General features: G+C 69.2%; 17 protein-coding genes and 1 tRNA gene. 7 read left to right on the top strand and 11 right to left on the bottom strand.

What is annotated here, in order from left to right; genetic code table 11:
- Nucleotides 1–284: 284 nt before the first annotated feature.
- From Aph01nite_RS02510 to Aph01nite_RS02495, 4 genes are all read left to right on the top strand, one after another.
- On the top strand, nucleotides 285–677 hold the full coding sequence (locus Aph01nite_RS02510; RefSeq protein WP_204039056.1) for a DUF4180 domain-containing protein: 393 nt from the start codon (nucleotides 285–287) through the stop codon (nucleotides 675–677).
- 9 nt (nucleotides 678–686) lie between these two features.
- A tRNA-Cys gene (locus Aph01nite_RS02505) sits at nucleotides 687–761 on the top strand.
- Nucleotides 762–957: 196 nt separating this feature from the next.
- Nucleotides 958–1,599: a response regulator transcription factor gene (locus Aph01nite_RS02500; protein ID WP_204039055.1), complete on the top strand. Its 642-nt coding sequence runs from the start codon at nucleotides 958–960 to the stop codon at nucleotides 1,597–1,599.
- Nucleotides 1,600–1,651: 52 nt separating this feature from the next.
- The gene (locus Aph01nite_RS02495; protein ID WP_239161348.1) at nucleotides 1,652–2,089 is read left to right on the top strand and encodes a pyridoxamine 5'-phosphate oxidase family protein; all 438 of its coding nucleotides are present in this window, start codon (nucleotides 1,652–1,654) and stop codon (nucleotides 2,087–2,089) included.
- Here the strand turns inward: Aph01nite_RS02495 and Aph01nite_RS02490 are convergent.
- The 4 genes from Aph01nite_RS02490 to Aph01nite_RS02475 form a co-directional block, all read right to left on the bottom strand.
- Nucleotides 2,064–3,752, bottom strand: a complete 1,689-nt coding sequence (locus tag Aph01nite_RS02490) for a GAF domain-containing sensor histidine kinase (RefSeq protein ID WP_204039053.1) — start codon at nucleotides 3,750–3,752, stop codon at nucleotides 2,064–2,066. The two genes, Aph01nite_RS02495 and Aph01nite_RS02490, sit on opposite strands and share 26 nt — an antisense overlap.
- A 40-nt stretch (nucleotides 3,753–3,792) precedes the next feature.
- Nucleotides 3,793–4,233, bottom strand: a complete 441-nt coding sequence (locus Aph01nite_RS02485; protein WP_204039052.1) for a universal stress protein — start codon at nucleotides 4,231–4,233, stop codon at nucleotides 3,793–3,795.
- A 400-nt stretch (nucleotides 4,234–4,633) separates the two neighbouring features.
- On the bottom strand, nucleotides 4,634–5,320 hold the full coding sequence (locus tag Aph01nite_RS02480) for a hypothetical protein (protein WP_204039051.1): 687 nt from the start codon (nucleotides 5,318–5,320) through the stop codon (nucleotides 4,634–4,636).
- Between the two features lie 101 nt (nucleotides 5,321–5,421).
- On the bottom strand, nucleotides 5,422–6,513 hold the full coding sequence (locus Aph01nite_RS02475; protein WP_204039050.1) for a DUF6777 domain-containing protein: 1,092 nt from the start codon (nucleotides 6,511–6,513) through the stop codon (nucleotides 5,422–5,424).
- Nucleotides 6,514–6,706: 193 nt separating this feature from the next.
- On the opposite strand from Aph01nite_RS02475, the gene Aph01nite_RS02470 reads away from it, so the two are divergent.
- Nucleotides 6,707–7,591 (top strand): SMP-30/gluconolactonase/LRE family protein, encoded by an 885-nt coding sequence (locus tag Aph01nite_RS02470; protein ID WP_204039049.1) that lies wholly within the window; start codon nucleotides 6,707–6,709, stop codon nucleotides 7,589–7,591.
- A gap of 51 nt (nucleotides 7,592–7,642) precedes the next feature.
- On the opposite strand, the gene Aph01nite_RS02465 is transcribed toward Aph01nite_RS02470, so the two are convergent.
- The 4 genes from Aph01nite_RS02465 to Aph01nite_RS02450 form a co-directional block, all read right to left on the bottom strand.
- Nucleotides 7,643–8,782 (bottom strand): CU044_5270 family protein, encoded by a 1,140-nt coding sequence (locus Aph01nite_RS02465; RefSeq protein WP_204039048.1) that lies wholly within the window; start codon nucleotides 8,780–8,782, stop codon nucleotides 7,643–7,645.
- Nucleotides 8,779–9,297: an RNA polymerase sigma factor gene (locus Aph01nite_RS02460; RefSeq protein ID WP_239161346.1), complete on the bottom strand. Its 519-nt coding sequence runs from the start codon at nucleotides 9,295–9,297 to the stop codon at nucleotides 8,779–8,781. Before Aph01nite_RS02460 ends, Aph01nite_RS02465 begins: the two co-directional genes overlap by 4 nt.
- Before the next feature lie 91 nt (nucleotides 9,298–9,388).
- The gene (cutA, locus tag Aph01nite_RS02455; RefSeq protein ID WP_204039047.1) at nucleotides 9,389–9,709 is read right to left on the bottom strand and encodes a divalent-cation tolerance protein CutA; all 321 of its coding nucleotides are present in this window, start codon (nucleotides 9,707–9,709) and stop codon (nucleotides 9,389–9,391) included.
- A 14-nt stretch (nucleotides 9,710–9,723) separates the two neighbouring features.
- Nucleotides 9,724–10,266, bottom strand: coding sequence for a hypothetical protein (locus tag Aph01nite_RS02450; RefSeq protein WP_204039046.1), 543 nt, complete (start codon nucleotides 10,264–10,266; stop codon nucleotides 9,724–9,726).
- Between the two features lie 127 nt (nucleotides 10,267–10,393).
- On the opposite strand from Aph01nite_RS02450, the gene Aph01nite_RS02445 reads away from it, so the two are divergent.
- The gene (locus tag Aph01nite_RS02445; protein ID WP_204039045.1) at nucleotides 10,394–10,672 is read left to right on the top strand and encodes an HGxxPAAW family protein; all 279 of its coding nucleotides are present in this window, start codon (nucleotides 10,394–10,396) and stop codon (nucleotides 10,670–10,672) included.
- Here Aph01nite_RS02445 and Aph01nite_RS02440 read toward each other — a convergent pair.
- Complete coding sequence (locus Aph01nite_RS02440; protein WP_239161345.1) at nucleotides 10,669–11,154, bottom strand: nucleoside deaminase; 486 nt, start codon at nucleotides 11,152–11,154, stop codon at nucleotides 10,669–10,671. The genes Aph01nite_RS02445 and Aph01nite_RS02440 overlap by 4 nt on opposite strands.
- A gap of 139 nt (nucleotides 11,155–11,293) precedes the next feature.
- On the opposite strand from Aph01nite_RS02440, the gene Aph01nite_RS02435 reads away from it, so the two are divergent.
- A complete protein-coding gene (locus Aph01nite_RS02435; protein WP_204039043.1) occupies nucleotides 11,294–12,031 on the top strand; it encodes a FadR/GntR family transcriptional regulator in 738 nt (245 codons plus the stop codon).
- Here the strand turns inward: Aph01nite_RS02435 and Aph01nite_RS02430 are convergent.
- On the bottom strand, nucleotides 12,028–13,695 hold the full coding sequence (locus Aph01nite_RS02430; protein ID WP_204039042.1) for an AMP-binding protein: 1,668 nt from the start codon (nucleotides 13,693–13,695) through the stop codon (nucleotides 12,028–12,030). The two genes, Aph01nite_RS02435 and Aph01nite_RS02430, sit on opposite strands and share 4 nt — an antisense overlap.
- Nucleotides 13,692–14,315, bottom strand: a complete 624-nt coding sequence (locus Aph01nite_RS02425) for an enoyl-CoA hydratase/isomerase family protein (protein WP_204039041.1) — start codon at nucleotides 14,313–14,315, stop codon at nucleotides 13,692–13,694. Before Aph01nite_RS02425 ends, Aph01nite_RS02430 begins: the two co-directional genes overlap by 4 nt.
- Between the last annotated feature and the right edge of the window lie 62 nt (nucleotides 14,316–14,377).

The following is a 14,377-nucleotide window of genomic DNA, read 5'->3' as shown; positions in this document are numbered from 1 at the left end:
GAATTTACTGTCCCCCACGGGGACGAAGCAACGGGAGTCAGAGGATGAACAGGAAAGCGGCGGTCTCAGCAGCCCGCTACACCTGTGCGCTGACCACCTCCTCCTGTTGTCGCGCCTGACGCACCTCCACGTCACGCCGCCATCTCCCGCCGCCATCTCCCACAGCCTCTTCCAGGCTGACTTCACAGGTCACAGCCGTCCACAAGCAGCGGCGAGCCCGAGCGGCGGCGCAATTTCACCCTTTCAAAGGGATTTTCCATGTCTGCTTAAAGGAGCAGCGAGTCATGTCTTCAGGCATCCCGGAAACAATTTCCCCCATCCATGGATTTCGCGTTCTCATTTGCCGTCCCGACGGAAATCCAGTGAAAAGCGAACACGACGCCGTCGATCTGATCGGTGAGGCCTTCGGTCAACAAGCCGACGTCGTCGCGATCCCCGCGCAACGACTGGACGACGCCTTCTTCCAACTCCGTACGGGCCTCGCCGGCACCATCATGCAGAAGTTCGTCACCTACCGACTCCTCCTGGTGATCACCGGCGACATCACCCACCACACCGCCACAAGCACCGCACTGCGCGACTTCATCCGCGAAACCAACAAGGGCGACCAGGTCTGGTTCCTCCAGGACCCCACCGACCTGGACAACCGCCTGGCCCGACGCCCCACCAACGCCTAGATCAAACCTGGCCGTGTGCCCGAGTGGCCCAGGGAACCGCCTGCAAAGCGGTGTACGCCGGTTCGATTCCGGTCACGGCCTCCAAAGACCTCACATACAACGCCCAAACGGTCACGCTAGCCGGGATAGCCGACGGCAGATGGACCTACCACTAGGGGACCGCGCGGCTCCGTACCGAGCCCGTCAAGGGACTGCCCAGACGGTAAAGCTCCAGATAAGGCCAGGTCGCGGGACCTTGGTCCCTACTGTGACCCCCACCGCCTCCCCTAGGTTCGGAGGCATGATTCACGTGTTCCTGGTCGACGACCATGAGGTCGTCCGGCGCGGTGTGGCGGCGCTGCTCGACGCCGAGGACGACATCACGATCGTCGGGGAGGCCGGAACCGCCGAATCGGCGGTCGCGCGGATCACCGCGTTGAAGCCGGACGTGGCCATCCTGGACGTACGCCTGCCGGACGGCAACGGCGTCGACATCTGCCGCGAGGTGCGCTCCAGAACTCCGGAGATGGCCTGCCTGATGCTGACCTCGTACGCGGACGACGACGCGCTGTTCGACTCGGTCATGGCCGGCGCCTCCGGATACGTGCTCAAGCAGATCCACGGCTCCGACCTGGTCGGCGCGGTCCGTACGGTGGCGAAAGGCCATTCGCTGCTGGACCCGCAGACCACGGCCGCGATGTTGCAGCGGCTGCGCGACCAGGCGACCCGGCAGGATCCGCTGAACGCCTTGTCCGAGCAGGAACGCCTGATTCTCGAACTCATCGGTGAAGGCCTGACGAACCGGCAGATCGGTCAACGGCTCTTCCTGGCCGAGAAGACCGTGAAGAACTACGTGTCCAATCTGCTCGGCAAGCTCAGCATGGAGCGCCGCACCCAAGCCGCGGCCCTGGCGGCCCGGCTCAAAGCGGAACGGTCAGAGTGACATGACTTCTTTCCGGCGTGACACCGCCTCGATCCGGTCTACGGGGTTCATCGTGCCCAGACCGGCCGAGGACGTGGATTCGGCAGGACTCCGCGTCCTGTCGTCCGAAGACTGCCTGCGCCTGCTCGGCCGGGCCCCGATCGGCCGCATCGTCTTCACCGATCGTGCCCTCCCGGCCGTGCAGCCGGTCAACTACCTGCTGGTCGGCCAGGACATCGTCATCCGCACGGCCATCGGGTCCCGGCTGGCGGCGGCCACCCGCAGCGCCGTCGTGGCCTTCGAGGTGGACGAGTTCGACCCTCTCACCCGGACCGGTTGGTCGGTCACGGCGGTCGGCCGTTCGCGGGCCGTCACCGAGTTCGACGAGCTCCAGCGGCTGAACGCCCTGCCCCTGACCTCGTGGGCCCCCGGCGACCACGACCATTTCATCGTGATGCGCCCCCAGCAGCTCACCGGCCGTCAGATCATCGGTACGGCACCGACCAGGTGATCTTGGTGCCGCCGGTGCTCACCCGGTCGGCCGTGAAGGACCCGCCGAGCCGGACGGCCCGGTCCTGGAGGTTGCGCAGGCCACTGCGGCGGCCGTTGAGGGGGATGCCGACGCCGTTGTCCTCCACGGCCAGGGTCAGCAGGCCGTCCGGCGTCGATTTCACGCTGACGTCGGCGCGGGACGCTTTCGCGTGCCGTACGACATTGGAGAGGGCTTCCTGGAGGACGGCGAGCAGATGATCGGCGACGGGGTCGGGGATCTCGTTGTCGAGGGCGCCGTCCATGCGGAGGCCGGGCTGGAAGCCCAGGCGCGCGCGGGCGCCCGCCACCAGGGTGGTGATCTGGCCGCGGAGCCCGGCGTCGGCGCCCTCACGGGGAGCCTGGAAGGCGAAGATCGTCGAGCGGATCTGCCGGATCGTCTCGTCCAGTTCGTCGATGCCGTGCTGGAGGCGGGTGGTGGCCTCGGGGTGGTCGACCAGGCGGACCGTGCTCATGAGCGTCATCGCGACCGCGAAGAGCCGCTGGATGACGACGTCGTGCAGGTCCTTCGCGATCCGGTCGCGGTCTTCGAGCAGGCCCAGGCGCTCGGCGTCCTTGCGGGTCTCGGCCAGTTCGAGGGCGATGGCGGCCTGGCCGGCGAACCCGTGCAGCATGCGCAGCATCCCCGGCGTGAACGGCATCCGGCCCTCGCGTCTGCCCAGCGCGAGCACCCCGCGCACCGAACGCCCGACCCCGAGCGGTACGGCGGCCGCCGGGCCGATCGGCGGATCCCCCCCGATGCGCAGCCCTTTCCCGCCCAGGTCGTTGACCGTGTGCGGCTGCGCGGTCAGGTACGCCTCGCCGGAGAACGACCCGAGCACGGGCACCTCCTGCCCGACCAGCCCGTCCACGCCGTCGCTGTACTCCACCCGCAGGGTCTCCTCGCCGGTCGGGAACAGGATGACGGTGACGTCGGCGTCGGCCATCTCCCTGACCCGCGTGGCCAGCTGGGCCAGCACCCCGTCCACGTCCTCGCCCGACAGCAGGCAGGTGGTGACCTCGGTGGACGCCTGGAGCCAGATCTCCCTGCGCCGCGTCTCCTCGTACAGCCGGGCGTTCGCGATGGCGACGCCGGCGGCGGTGGCGAGGGCGGCGACGACCTCCTCGTCCTCCTCGTCGAACTCCAGGCCGCCGCGCTTCTCGGTCAGGTAGAGGTTGCCCAGGACCTCGTCCCGTACCCGGAGCGGTACGCCGAGGAAGGACCCCATCGGGGGATGGCCGGGCGGAAAGCCGTACGACTCGGGGTGGTCGGAGATGCGCGACATGCGCAGCGGCTCGGGCTTCTTGATCAGGAGACCGAGCAGGCCGAGCCCGTGCGGCCAGTGCTCGATCTTGGCGATCTGGTCCTCGGTGAGCCCCACCGGGATGAACTCCACCATCGCGTTCTCTTCGCCGACGAGCCCCAGCGCGCCGTAACTGGCGTCCACGAGGGTGGTGGCCGTCTCCACGATCCGCCGGAGCATCAGCTCCAGTTCGAGGTCACTGCCCACCAGGACGACGGCCTCAAGCAGAGCATGCACCCGATCCCGAGTGGACAGCACCGCCTCCAGCCGGTTCTGGAGTTCGGCCAGCAACTCGTCCAGGCGCATGCTGGGAAGAAGCGGATGCGACTCACCCAGCGTCATACCAGCATTCTTCCACCGCGCCGTTCAGGCACGACCACGGTCAGTCATTGTCCCGACCTTGTTTGGGGCAACGAACCACCACGACGGGACAACTCGCTCGGTAGAGAACACCCCCGCTCACCGATCCGAGTTCGCCGCCGCTGTGGGAGTCGCCCCGCGCGCCCACGACGAGCATGTCCGCGCCGTGGGACGCCTCGACGAGCACGTCCACCGGATGCCCGTGCCGGACATCCGCCACCACGGTCACCTCCGGGTACTGCGGCCGCCAGACCTCCAGCCGGTCCGCCGTCATGCTGCGCTCGATCTCCTCCCGGTCGGAGCAGATCCCGTGCTTCGACACCTGCCACGCGTGGACGGCCCGCAGCATCTGGCGGCCCTTGTTGGCCTGCTCGAACGCGTACGCGAGCGCCGACTCGCAGCCGGAGCTCTCGTCCACCCCGACCACGACGCCCATGGCTTCTCTGTCAACCGCATTGATCACTATCTCTCCCCCATCTACCTCCCATTCGACTCCGTAAATGCCATCCCAACCCAGGGCCATAAGTCCCTTAGCGGAGGGTCACTCGGCCATACTCCGCAGGCCGCGTACTTAAAGAGACATGCAACCCCCAGCTACGCGGCCCCCGGATCCCGGCGGTCGGGCCGCCGCGGCTCGTCGTTCCGCCTGCCCGGCCGCCTGGCGTCCTGGCGGTTCGCCGGCCCGGTGCCGGAACCCTTGCGCCCAGGCTTCCTACTAGCAGAACTACCCGAACCATCCCTGGACATCGACATGATGACCCGCCTCCCGTAGAGCTTTACCAAAGGGGGCGTTCCAGCCGGTTCCGGATGCGCGGAACAGCTGGAACGCCCTGGCACTCGGGAGCGCTGTGCCTGGCGGGCGGCTATTCGGTGCCTTCGGGGATGTTGTCGGCGGGGATCGAGCCGTCTCCCGGGGTTCCTGTGAGGTACGCGTGCTGGTGGCCGTGGCCGGAATCCACGTTGAGCTGGTCGAGCTGGGTCGCGGCGACGGACCACATCGTGATCGCGGTGGTGCGCTGGCGGGCGACCAGGTCGAGCAGCGGCTTGCGCTGATCCTCTGGCAGGGCGAGCACCGCCGCGTACGAGTCGAGGGCCGCGCTCAACGCGTTGACGGCGCTGCGGAACCCGCCTCGGGCCACGTTGGTGGCCGTCATCCCGGAGGGGGAGTCGGCGTGCTTCTCGGCGACTTTCCGTACGACGTCCTGCCAGCCGTGGACGATCTCGGGGACGGCGGGCTGGGGCTGGGCGGCCGGGTCCTGCGGGACCGCGAGGACGAAGGCGGCCAGGACCTTGTCCAGTTCCTCCGCCGTGGACTTGGCCATGGCGGTCAGGTCCTCGACCTGCTGCTTGTCCCGGACCTCGTCGGCCTGGCGCATCTCGGCGACGGCGACCTCGCTCGCGCTCGGGCTGCCGACGAGGTAGCCGATCGTGCCTCCCGCGAGACCGGCGACGACCGCGGTGACGGCGGCCACGAGCACGACGCGGGAGGCTGAAGCGGTCTGGGCAGGCGGAGGCGGTGCCACGGGCTTGCGGTGTGCTTTGGTGGACATGCGTGACTCCTCCGCGGTCAGGTCTGCGCCCACGAGGACGTTACTGGTTCCGCCGACGATCGTCCATCTTTTGTACGTTAGAAATCGTAAGGGGAACGGCGTCAGGTTCTGGACCACTCGGAGCACTGCACCGGCTCCACGACCACACACATCGTCATGGTGTTCTGGTCCTTCACCGTCCACGTGGCTTCGACATCCGACATATCGGCGCATGTCGTGACCTCGATGGAGGTGATCGAACCGGTGTATTCGGGGCCTCGTCCGCTCGGATGCCAGACCGTCCTGCCCGCGGGCACCACGCAGCTGTCGGTGAGGACCATGTCCTCGGCCAGGACGCCCGTCAGGCCGCCGGAGTCCGCCACCCGGACCAGCGCCGTGATCGGCCCCGACGACCGCCACGTCCCGACGAGCGTGGCATCGACCAGCTCGACCGGCTCGGGCGGCTCGGGCGGCTCGGGCGGCCGTGGCAGGTCCACGTCCTTCGCCGCGTCCGCGCCCGCCGGCCGGCCGATGCCCCGCCCGGTGAGCACGTCCAGCAGATGGAACCGGCGCACCCGCTTGCTCTTGCTCTTCTTGACCACGGTGACCTTCTCCGGGGTGAATCGCGCGCGCCAGTCCGCGTCCGCGATGACGCCGGGGTCGATGTCGGCCGGAGTCACGCTCGGCTCGGCCAGCGGATTGCCGCAGTTGCATTTGACCACCGGCTGGCCGCGCTCATCGACCAGCACCGCGATGCCCGCCTCCAGAAGGGCCTCGAACACGGTCTCCACGCCCTCCCGGAAACCGTGGTTCTTGACCAGCGTGTCGTTTCGCAACAGCACGGAGGTGAGTTTCCGTACGTATTTGGGAATGGCGTTGACCTTGATTCCCCTTACGCGTGCCCAGGCTTCGGCCTTCGTGCTGTTTTTCGGGTCGGTGAGATATTCGATCAGTCGTTCTTTGTCGCAGACGCGTTTCCTGCGGGTGCCGCCGTACAGGCCGGGCAGGTCGCCGAGCTGGGCGCCCCCGTAGGAGCCCGGCTCGGCGACCTGCTGGTCCTGTCCCAGGGAATCTTCGAAGAATGGGTCGTCGCCGAGCACGTCGACCGCGACCGCGACTATGTCGGCGGCTTCGGCGAACCATTTGGTGCACCGAACCGCTCCCGCTCCAAGCATCACGACCACCGCGGTGATCGCCGCCAGCACACGTTTCATGAATTCAGCGTGAGCGGCCCTCGACGACCTCACATCGAGGAAAATTGTGATTTCCCGGCCGGGTCCGCGGCGCCACTGTCGCGGTATGCCCACACGCCCGCCGGGGCAGGGCACCACGATCGCCGCGAGCTTTCCGTACGCGCCGGACTTTACCCTCTACGACTAGGGACGAGACGGTGAGGGGAAGGTTGGGATGGTGGCATTCGCGGCAGAGTTCGAGGTGCTGGACGAGCGGTTCGCCGGGGTGGGCGGGGATCATGTGGTGGAGCGGATCCACCACGGGTGCCGGTGGGCGGAAGGGCCCGCGTACGTGGCGGCGGGGCGGTATCTGGTGTGGAGCGACATCCCCAACGACCGGATGTTGCGCTGGGATGAGATGACCGGGAACGTGGGGCCGTTCCGGCAGCCGGCGGGGTACACGAACGGGCACACGATCGACCGGCAGGGGCGGCTGGTCTCGTGTGAGCACGGCAACCGGCGGGTCACGCGTACCGAACACGACGGGACGATCACCGTGATCGCGGACCGATGGGAGGGAAAGCGCTTCAACAGCCCCAATGACGTCGTCGTGAAGTCGGACGGCTCGATCTGGTTCACCGACCCCCGGTACGGCATCGCCAGCGACTACGAGGGCCACCGGGCGGAGAGCGAGATCGGCGTCGACCAGGTGTACCGGGTGGACGGCGAGACCGGCGAGGTCACGGTCGTCGCGGACGACTTCGTGCGGCCGAACGGGCTGGCGTTCTCGCTGGACGAGTCCCTGCTCTACATCGTCGACAGCCACCGCGCACACCTGCGGGTCTTCGACGTGGACGGAGACGCGCTGCGGAACGGCAGGCTGCTGGCGGAGTGCTCGGCCGGCAGCTTCGACGGGATCCGGCTGGACACGGCGGGCCGGATCTGGGCGTCCACCCACGAGGGCGTGCACTGCCTCGACCCGGACGGCACGCTGATCGGCAGGCTCCGGCTCCCGGAGAAGACCTCGAACCTGGTCTTCGGCGGCCTCAAGCGCAACTGGCTGTTCATGACGGCCACCACCTCCGTGTACGCGATCATGACCAACGTGCGCGGGGCGTGACGCGCGAGCGCGCCGCGAGAGATCGGTCTCGCGGCGCGCTCTCCCCGTGGGTCAGGAGGTACGGGTGTCGGTCCAGCCGGAGTCGACGATGGTCGTGGAGTTGCTGACGGTGCCCGGCTTGAGGCCCTTCTGGAAGCCGCCCGGCTTGACCACGACGTACTCACGGGCGAGCGCGCGGCCCGACTTCTCGTCGATGATCAGGCGTTCCTGCAGGACGCCCTTGTCAGGGTCGGACCTGAAGCCGGAGGAGGTCTCGATGCCGATGGCCGTGCCGGGGCGGCCGGTGGAGTCGGTGACCTGGCCGAGCGAGGTGACCGACGGGAGGGCGGCGAGCATGCGGAAGGCGGCGGCGCGGACCTGGGGGCTCACCGGGCCGCCGATGACCAGGCCACCGGCGACGGTGAACAGCCAGTTGTCCTCGGCCATCGGCACGTCCGCCTCGGTGCTGTTGCCCGTGTAGTACTTGAGCAGGGACGCCTTGAGCTTGGCCGGGTCGGCCGGCAGGGCGCGCATCTGGTCGAGGGTGACGTTGCGGCCCAGCCAGTAGACGTACTTGCTCTTGTAGGTGTCGGTGGACGGCTTGCCGGCGGGCCGCACGGTCTCCAGCCGCTTCCCTTCGCCCACACCGGCGGTCGTCGGGGAGCCGGCGGCCTCCCAGGCGGCCTGGTCGGCTTCGGTGGCGGGCTTGGTGCCCAGCGACTGGGACGTGTGCCACTGCTGCCCGTCGGTGAGCCACGACTCGCCCACGCCTTCGGAGAGCAGCGCGTAGTCGCCGTCCACGGACATGATGTCCCGCGAGGCCGTCTTGGTGAACCAGAACTTCCCGGTCGTCGCGGGCTCCTTGTCGGCGCTGGTCGCGGCCACCAGGAGCAGCTGGCGCGCGGACAGCGGGACCGGCTCGGAGCTGAACGATCCGGAACCGGACGGCGCGGCGGCGGTGACACCGGCCGGGCCGCCGGTCACGGTGCCGACCCCGGTGCCGCTGGTGAACACGGCCACGGCGGCGACCGCCGCGGCGCCGGCCAGGCCGAAGCCCCACACCGGCTTGAAGTTCTTCCGCCGTACGGGCTGGGCCTGGGCGAAGGCGTAGGAGAGTTCGGATTGCCGGGTCTGCGGATCGACCGGGGCGTCACCCAGGTGGGCGGGACGCGCGGCGCGCAGTTCGTCGAGAGGGTGCTGGAGAGGGTTCACGACCACTCCTTCGTGAGCTGGACGCGGGACATCGGGGCGGCGCTGGGTTCGAGCTCCTGCTGGAGGCGTTTGCGGGCGCGGTGCAGGCGGACGCGGAAGGTGGCGACCGTGCAGCCGAGCACCCGGGCGGCGTCCCGCGGACTCAGGCCCTGCCAGGCGACCAGGATGAGGATCTCCCGGTCGTCCGGCGTGAGCCTGGCCATGGCCTTCAGGACGCCGAGGCGCTCGGCCACGTGGTCGGCCACGTCGCCGGAGATCCATTCGCGCATCTCCCGCGCGAGCCCCTCGCGGCGGATCTCGGCTCGGATGTTGTCGCGCAGCACGTTGCGCGCGACTCCGAGGAGCCACGGCAGGGCGTTCTCCGGCACCTGGTCGAACTTTCGCCAGGCGATGGCGAACGTCTCGCTCACCACCTCATCCGCGACCTGCCGTCCCGCACGACTGACTGTGTAGGCCCACACGCGTTGCCGGCATTCGTCGTAGATGGTGGTGAACCGTTCCCGATCGCTCGTCACCGCCCCAACCCCTTTGTGTCCCGGATAGTCATTTGACATGGGGAAGTGGCGTGAGATGCCCGATTATTACTGTGGGACGTAAAAGATCTACCTAGCCGCCGGTTTCCTGGGTGATCCAGGTCAGGTACTCGGGCAGTCCGTCGGCCAGTTTCACCGCGACGATCTCGGGGACGTCGTACGAGTGCTCCGCGCGCACCGCCCGTACGAGTTCCCCGAAGAGGTCGGCCCTGGTCTTCAGGAGCAGCAGCCACTCCTCCGAGCGCTGAACTCGCCCCTCCCACCAGTAGGTCGAGACGATCGGGCCCACCGTCTGCGCGCACGCCGCCAGCCGGGCGCCGACCACCGCCCCGCAGATCCGCTCCGCCTCCGCTGGGCTTCCGGCGGTCACGCGTACCTCGATGTGTTCGGTCATGGGGTCAATCTTGCTCAGGCCACGGAGGCCGCCACACCCACGACGGCCATCGCCAACCCGGCCACGGCGAGCACGGAACCCACCGTCACCGCGGCGCGCCTGCCCCGGCGGATCCCCGCCCAGTGGAGCAGCACGTACGGGAGAAAACCGATGCCGCCCACCCCGACGGCCGGTACGGCGAGGGCCGCGAGCAGGCCCTTCGTCCCGGCCGGGACCGCGCGGTCACCGGCCGGCGTGAGCTGGGCCCGGATCACCTCGCCCGCGTCGGAGTCCGGCGACGCGTCGACGGGGATGGCGGGCCCACCGGAATCAGGGAGGAAGCTGCCCTTGCAGTCATATCGCCCCTCGCCGAGCGCCTCACAGGAGATCACGGTCAGCGTTCCGGGCGTTCCGGGCGTTCCGGTACGGCCGGTGGCCAGGTCGATGTCGGGCAGCGACAGCACCACGGAGAAGGCGCAGACGCCCACCCAGAGGATCACGAGAATGATCTTCCCCACGAGGCCGGGGCCCTGCCTGGTGGGGGCGGCCCCGTACAGGGCGTCCAGAAGTTCCGTCATACCGCCAAGTCTTGGAGGTACGCCTTGTCGGCCACCTGTGCCGGACTTGGAACCTCAGTTGAACTCCCGGGGTCAGCATGCCCACCGCCATATCGGGTAGCGCATGACTTATGGGCAGGAAACAGCCATGAGCGACGTGCCACGCAGCACCCCTCGCCCGATCTCCCCGGGGGGCCATCCGCACGGCCGCCCCATCTCGTGGATCTTCGTCACCGTGGTGATCATCGTCTTCACCACGGGCGGACTCGCCTTGATCCTCGCCAACTGGGCGCTGTTCTGGACCTGCTTCGGCCTGCTCCTCCTGGCCGCCCCCGTCGGCCGCGCCATCCGCATCACCGACGACACGATCGCCTGGACCAACCCGCTCCCCGGCGAGGACGAGAACCTGCGCAACAAACTGCGTTAGCCGCGGGCGTGGAACCGCCTGTGCTGGGCGAGGATCCGCTCGGCGAGCTCCGGGACCGGGCCCTCCACCCGTACGCCCGGCGCCACCTGCTGGATCGGCAGCGGGCTGACCGGCGCGGGGCCGACGCCGAGGTCGGTCAGCCAGCCGACGAGCTGCGCCGAGGACGCCACGTACACGATGCGGCCGAGACCGACCCAGGCATGGGCGGCCGAGCACATCGGGCAGTGCTCGCCCGAGGTGTAGACGGTCGCGAGCGCGCGCTCTTCCGGGGTGAGGTGGGCGGCGGCCCAGCGGGCGAGCTGGAACTCGGGGTGCATGGTCTGGTCGCGGCCGGTGCGGTCGCGGTTGCGATCCTCGGCCAGGGCGGTGCCGTCGCCCGCCACCAGGACCGAGCCGAACGGTTCGTCGCCGGCGTCCACGGCTTCGGCGGCCAGCTCCACGCAGCGTCGCAGATGCACGAGTTCGGTCTCGTCGAATGGCACCAAACCACCGCCTTCCGGGTAAAGATCATCGTACCCGGCGGCTTCACCATGCTCCCGCCCTATCCCGGTGTGAAAGACTATTCTTACGTGGATCATCACCCACGATCGTGCGGGCCACTGCCCCCGGAGGTCCTGAGATATGGCACAGGGCTCGTTGCGTCCGCAGAAGACCGCCATGCTGGTGGCCCAGCGCATCGTCGCGGACATCAACCGCCGGGGGAACGTCGTCGGGGACCGGCTGCCGCCGGAGAAGGCGATGCTCGACGCGTACGAGGTGGGGCGGGGGACGCTGCGGGAGTCCCTGCGATACCTGGAGCTCCAGGGGGTGCTCTCGCTCAAGCCGGGGCCCGGTGGCGGTCCGGTGGTGCAGGAGCCCGACGCGACCAGTCTGGCCACCTCGCTGACGCTGCTGCTCCAGTTCGAGCACGCGCCCTTCCGTACGCTCGCGCAGGCCAGAGCCGGGCTGGAGCCCATGGTGGCGCGGCTCGCCGCCGAGCACGTGAACGCCGAGCAGCTCGCCGGGCTGAAGGCCAGCGTGGACACGATGCGGGAGCACCTGGACGACCAGAACGTCTTCCTGGCCGAGGACCGGCGCTTCCACGAACTGGTCGCCCACGCCTCGGGCAACGCCATGTTCCGCTACCTGATCGACGCCCTGCTCTGGATGCTGGACAGCTCGGCCATCGGCCTCGACTACCCGGAGGTACGGCGCATCGCCGTACACAAGGCTCATCTGCGGATCTACCAGGCGCTCGCCGAACATTCCCCCGACACCGCCGCCGCGGCCATGGCCAAACACATCGACGAGTACGGGCGCTACGCCGAACGCCGCCACCCGGAGGCGCTCGCCGCCCCCATCGTGTGGACCACCGTCTAACCGCGGTCGTGCGTGTCCGGGGTGACGCCCGCCGCCCGTAGCGTGTTGCGCTGCACCCGCTGCGACGGCGTCTTCGGCAGATCCGCGACGAAACGGAGATACCGCGGGACGGCGAAGTCGGGCACGCGGGTGTCACACCACTCCCAGACCTCCTCGGGCGTGACGTCGTCCTGGACGATCAGGTACGCCATGACCTCGTCCTCCCCCGTCTCCCCCGGTACGGCGATCACGCAGCACTCGACCACCGCCGGATGGGACAGGATGGCGATCTCCACCAGGTAGGAGCTGATGTTCTCGCCCGCCCTGCCGAGTTTGTCCTTGAGCCTGTCGACGAAGTAGAACCAGCCGTCCTCGTCCCGGCGCAGGGCGTCGCCCGTGTGGAACCAGAGGTTGCGCCAGGCCTCCACGGTCAGGTCGGGCATGTTGTAGTAGCCGGTGCTGCAGATGAACGGGACCTTGGGGCGGACGACGAGCTCACCGGTCCCGCCGGCGCGGACCTCCTCGTCCGTCTCCGGGTCGACCAGGGCCAGGTCGAACCATTCGTCCGCCTGCAGGCCGCAGGCGCCCGGCGGGCGCTCCTCCCCGTACGGCGTCAGGATCGGGGTGGTGATCTCGGTCAGTCCGTACGCCTCGACGAAGGCCTCGATGCCGTACCTGGCCTTCATGGGCTGCTGGATGGTGGGGGCGCTGGGGGCGGCGACGGCGCAGCGCAGGGGGTTGTCGGCGTCGTCGGGGCGGGCGGGCTGCTGCCAGATGACGTTTATCATCGCGCCGGCGAAGGTGGTGACGGTCACGCGGCTCTCGCGGATCTGGGTGAGCCAGTCGCGGGCGCTGAAACCGCTGCGGAGGACGAATCTGGCGCCGGCCACGAGGGTGGGGTAGGCCGCCATGAGCTGGGCGTTTCCGTAGAAGAGCGGGGTCACCACCATCCAGGCGTCTGCGGGGGTGAGGCGGGTCAGGGAGGCGCAGAGGTCGGCGAAGAAGTACATCTGGGCGTGGGGCATGGCCACGCCCTTGGACAGGCCGGTGGTACCCGAGGTGAACAGCACCGACCCCAGGTCACGCGGCCGGACCACCGGCAGAGCGGGCGGGTGATCGTCCTGTGCGGCGATCCGGGGGGCGTCATGGCCGTCCCCGGAGGCGCCTGCTTCGAGGTCCTCCCAGGGGGTGGCCTCCCAGCCGGCGCTGCGCAGCGTCTCCAGCGCTGCGTCCCGGCTGCCCGTGTCGATCACCCAGAACTTCTCGATGTCCGTGGACGCCGCGGCGATCTGCACGAAGCGTCCCGCGTAGACGTCGTCGATCACGGCGTATCGGGCGTGGACCGTCCGTACCTGGTGGGCCAGGAAGTCCCCCTCGTACGCCGTGTTGATGGGCACCTCCACCAGCCCCGCCATCGCGCAACCCAGCCATGTACGCACGAATCCGGACGAGTTGCCCGCGACGATGAGGACCCGATCCCCCGGCAGGGCCCCGCAGGCGGCCATGCCCCGCCCGACCGTCTCCGCGGCGGCCAGCGCCTGCGCGAACGTCCACGTCCGGGCCTCCTCCGGCACGTCCAGCCACACCGCGTCCGGCCGCCGCTCCGCCTGATGCCGCAGCACGCCCGGAAGCGCCCAATCCCCCCGGTCCTCAAAGGTCGGCCGCAGATCCCGGTAGTACCTCACAAGGTCGCCCTCTCCGCGTGGAACTCGGACTTGGCGGTCTCCAGGAGACGCGGGCTGAGCCCGTGGATCTCCGTCAGCCACCGCCCCACCGCTACCCCGAGTTCCCCGTCGGGAACGACCTCGTTGATCAACCCCATCTCCAGCGCCTGCTGCGCCGAGTACCGGCGGCCCAGCATCGCCATCTCCTTGGCGCGCCGCTCCCCGACCTGCGCCGCAAGCAGTCCGCACGCCCGCGCCGACCGCATGCGCCCGAACGAGGACCTGCGCGTCGCGAGCGCGAAGTCGCACGCCACGACCAGTTCGTTGCCGCCCCCGGCCACCAGCCCGTCCACGGCCGCGAGCACCGGCTGCGGGCAGCCGCGGATGGCCTCGACCAGGCGCGCCGAGGTGGCCAGCAGCTCCCGCGGCGGCGCGGGCGGCGCCTCTTCGAGCTGGTCGAACGCGCTCCCGGCGCAGAACACGCCGCCCTTCCCGGTGATCACGACGGCCTGCGCGCCGGCGGTGCCGTACAGGGCGGTGAGCATGGCGTCGGCCATGTCCACGTCGTACATGTTGTGCCGCTCAGGGCGGTTGAGGGTGATCCACAGCGCCGAGCCCCGGCGGTCGATCTCTACGGCCATGCTCCGATGATCCCGGAAGCGTGCCCGGCCCTGGGCGCAACGCTCTGACCAGCTGAGATCCC

The sequence above is a fragment of the Acrocarpospora phusangensis genome (assembly GCF_016862995.1).
Classification (GTDB): Bacteria; Actinomycetota; Actinomycetes; order Streptosporangiales; family Streptosporangiaceae; genus Acrocarpospora; species Acrocarpospora phusangensis.
The sequence above is the reverse complement of the archived record's forward strand: the minus strand, read 5'-3'. Positions and strand labels throughout refer to the sequence as shown.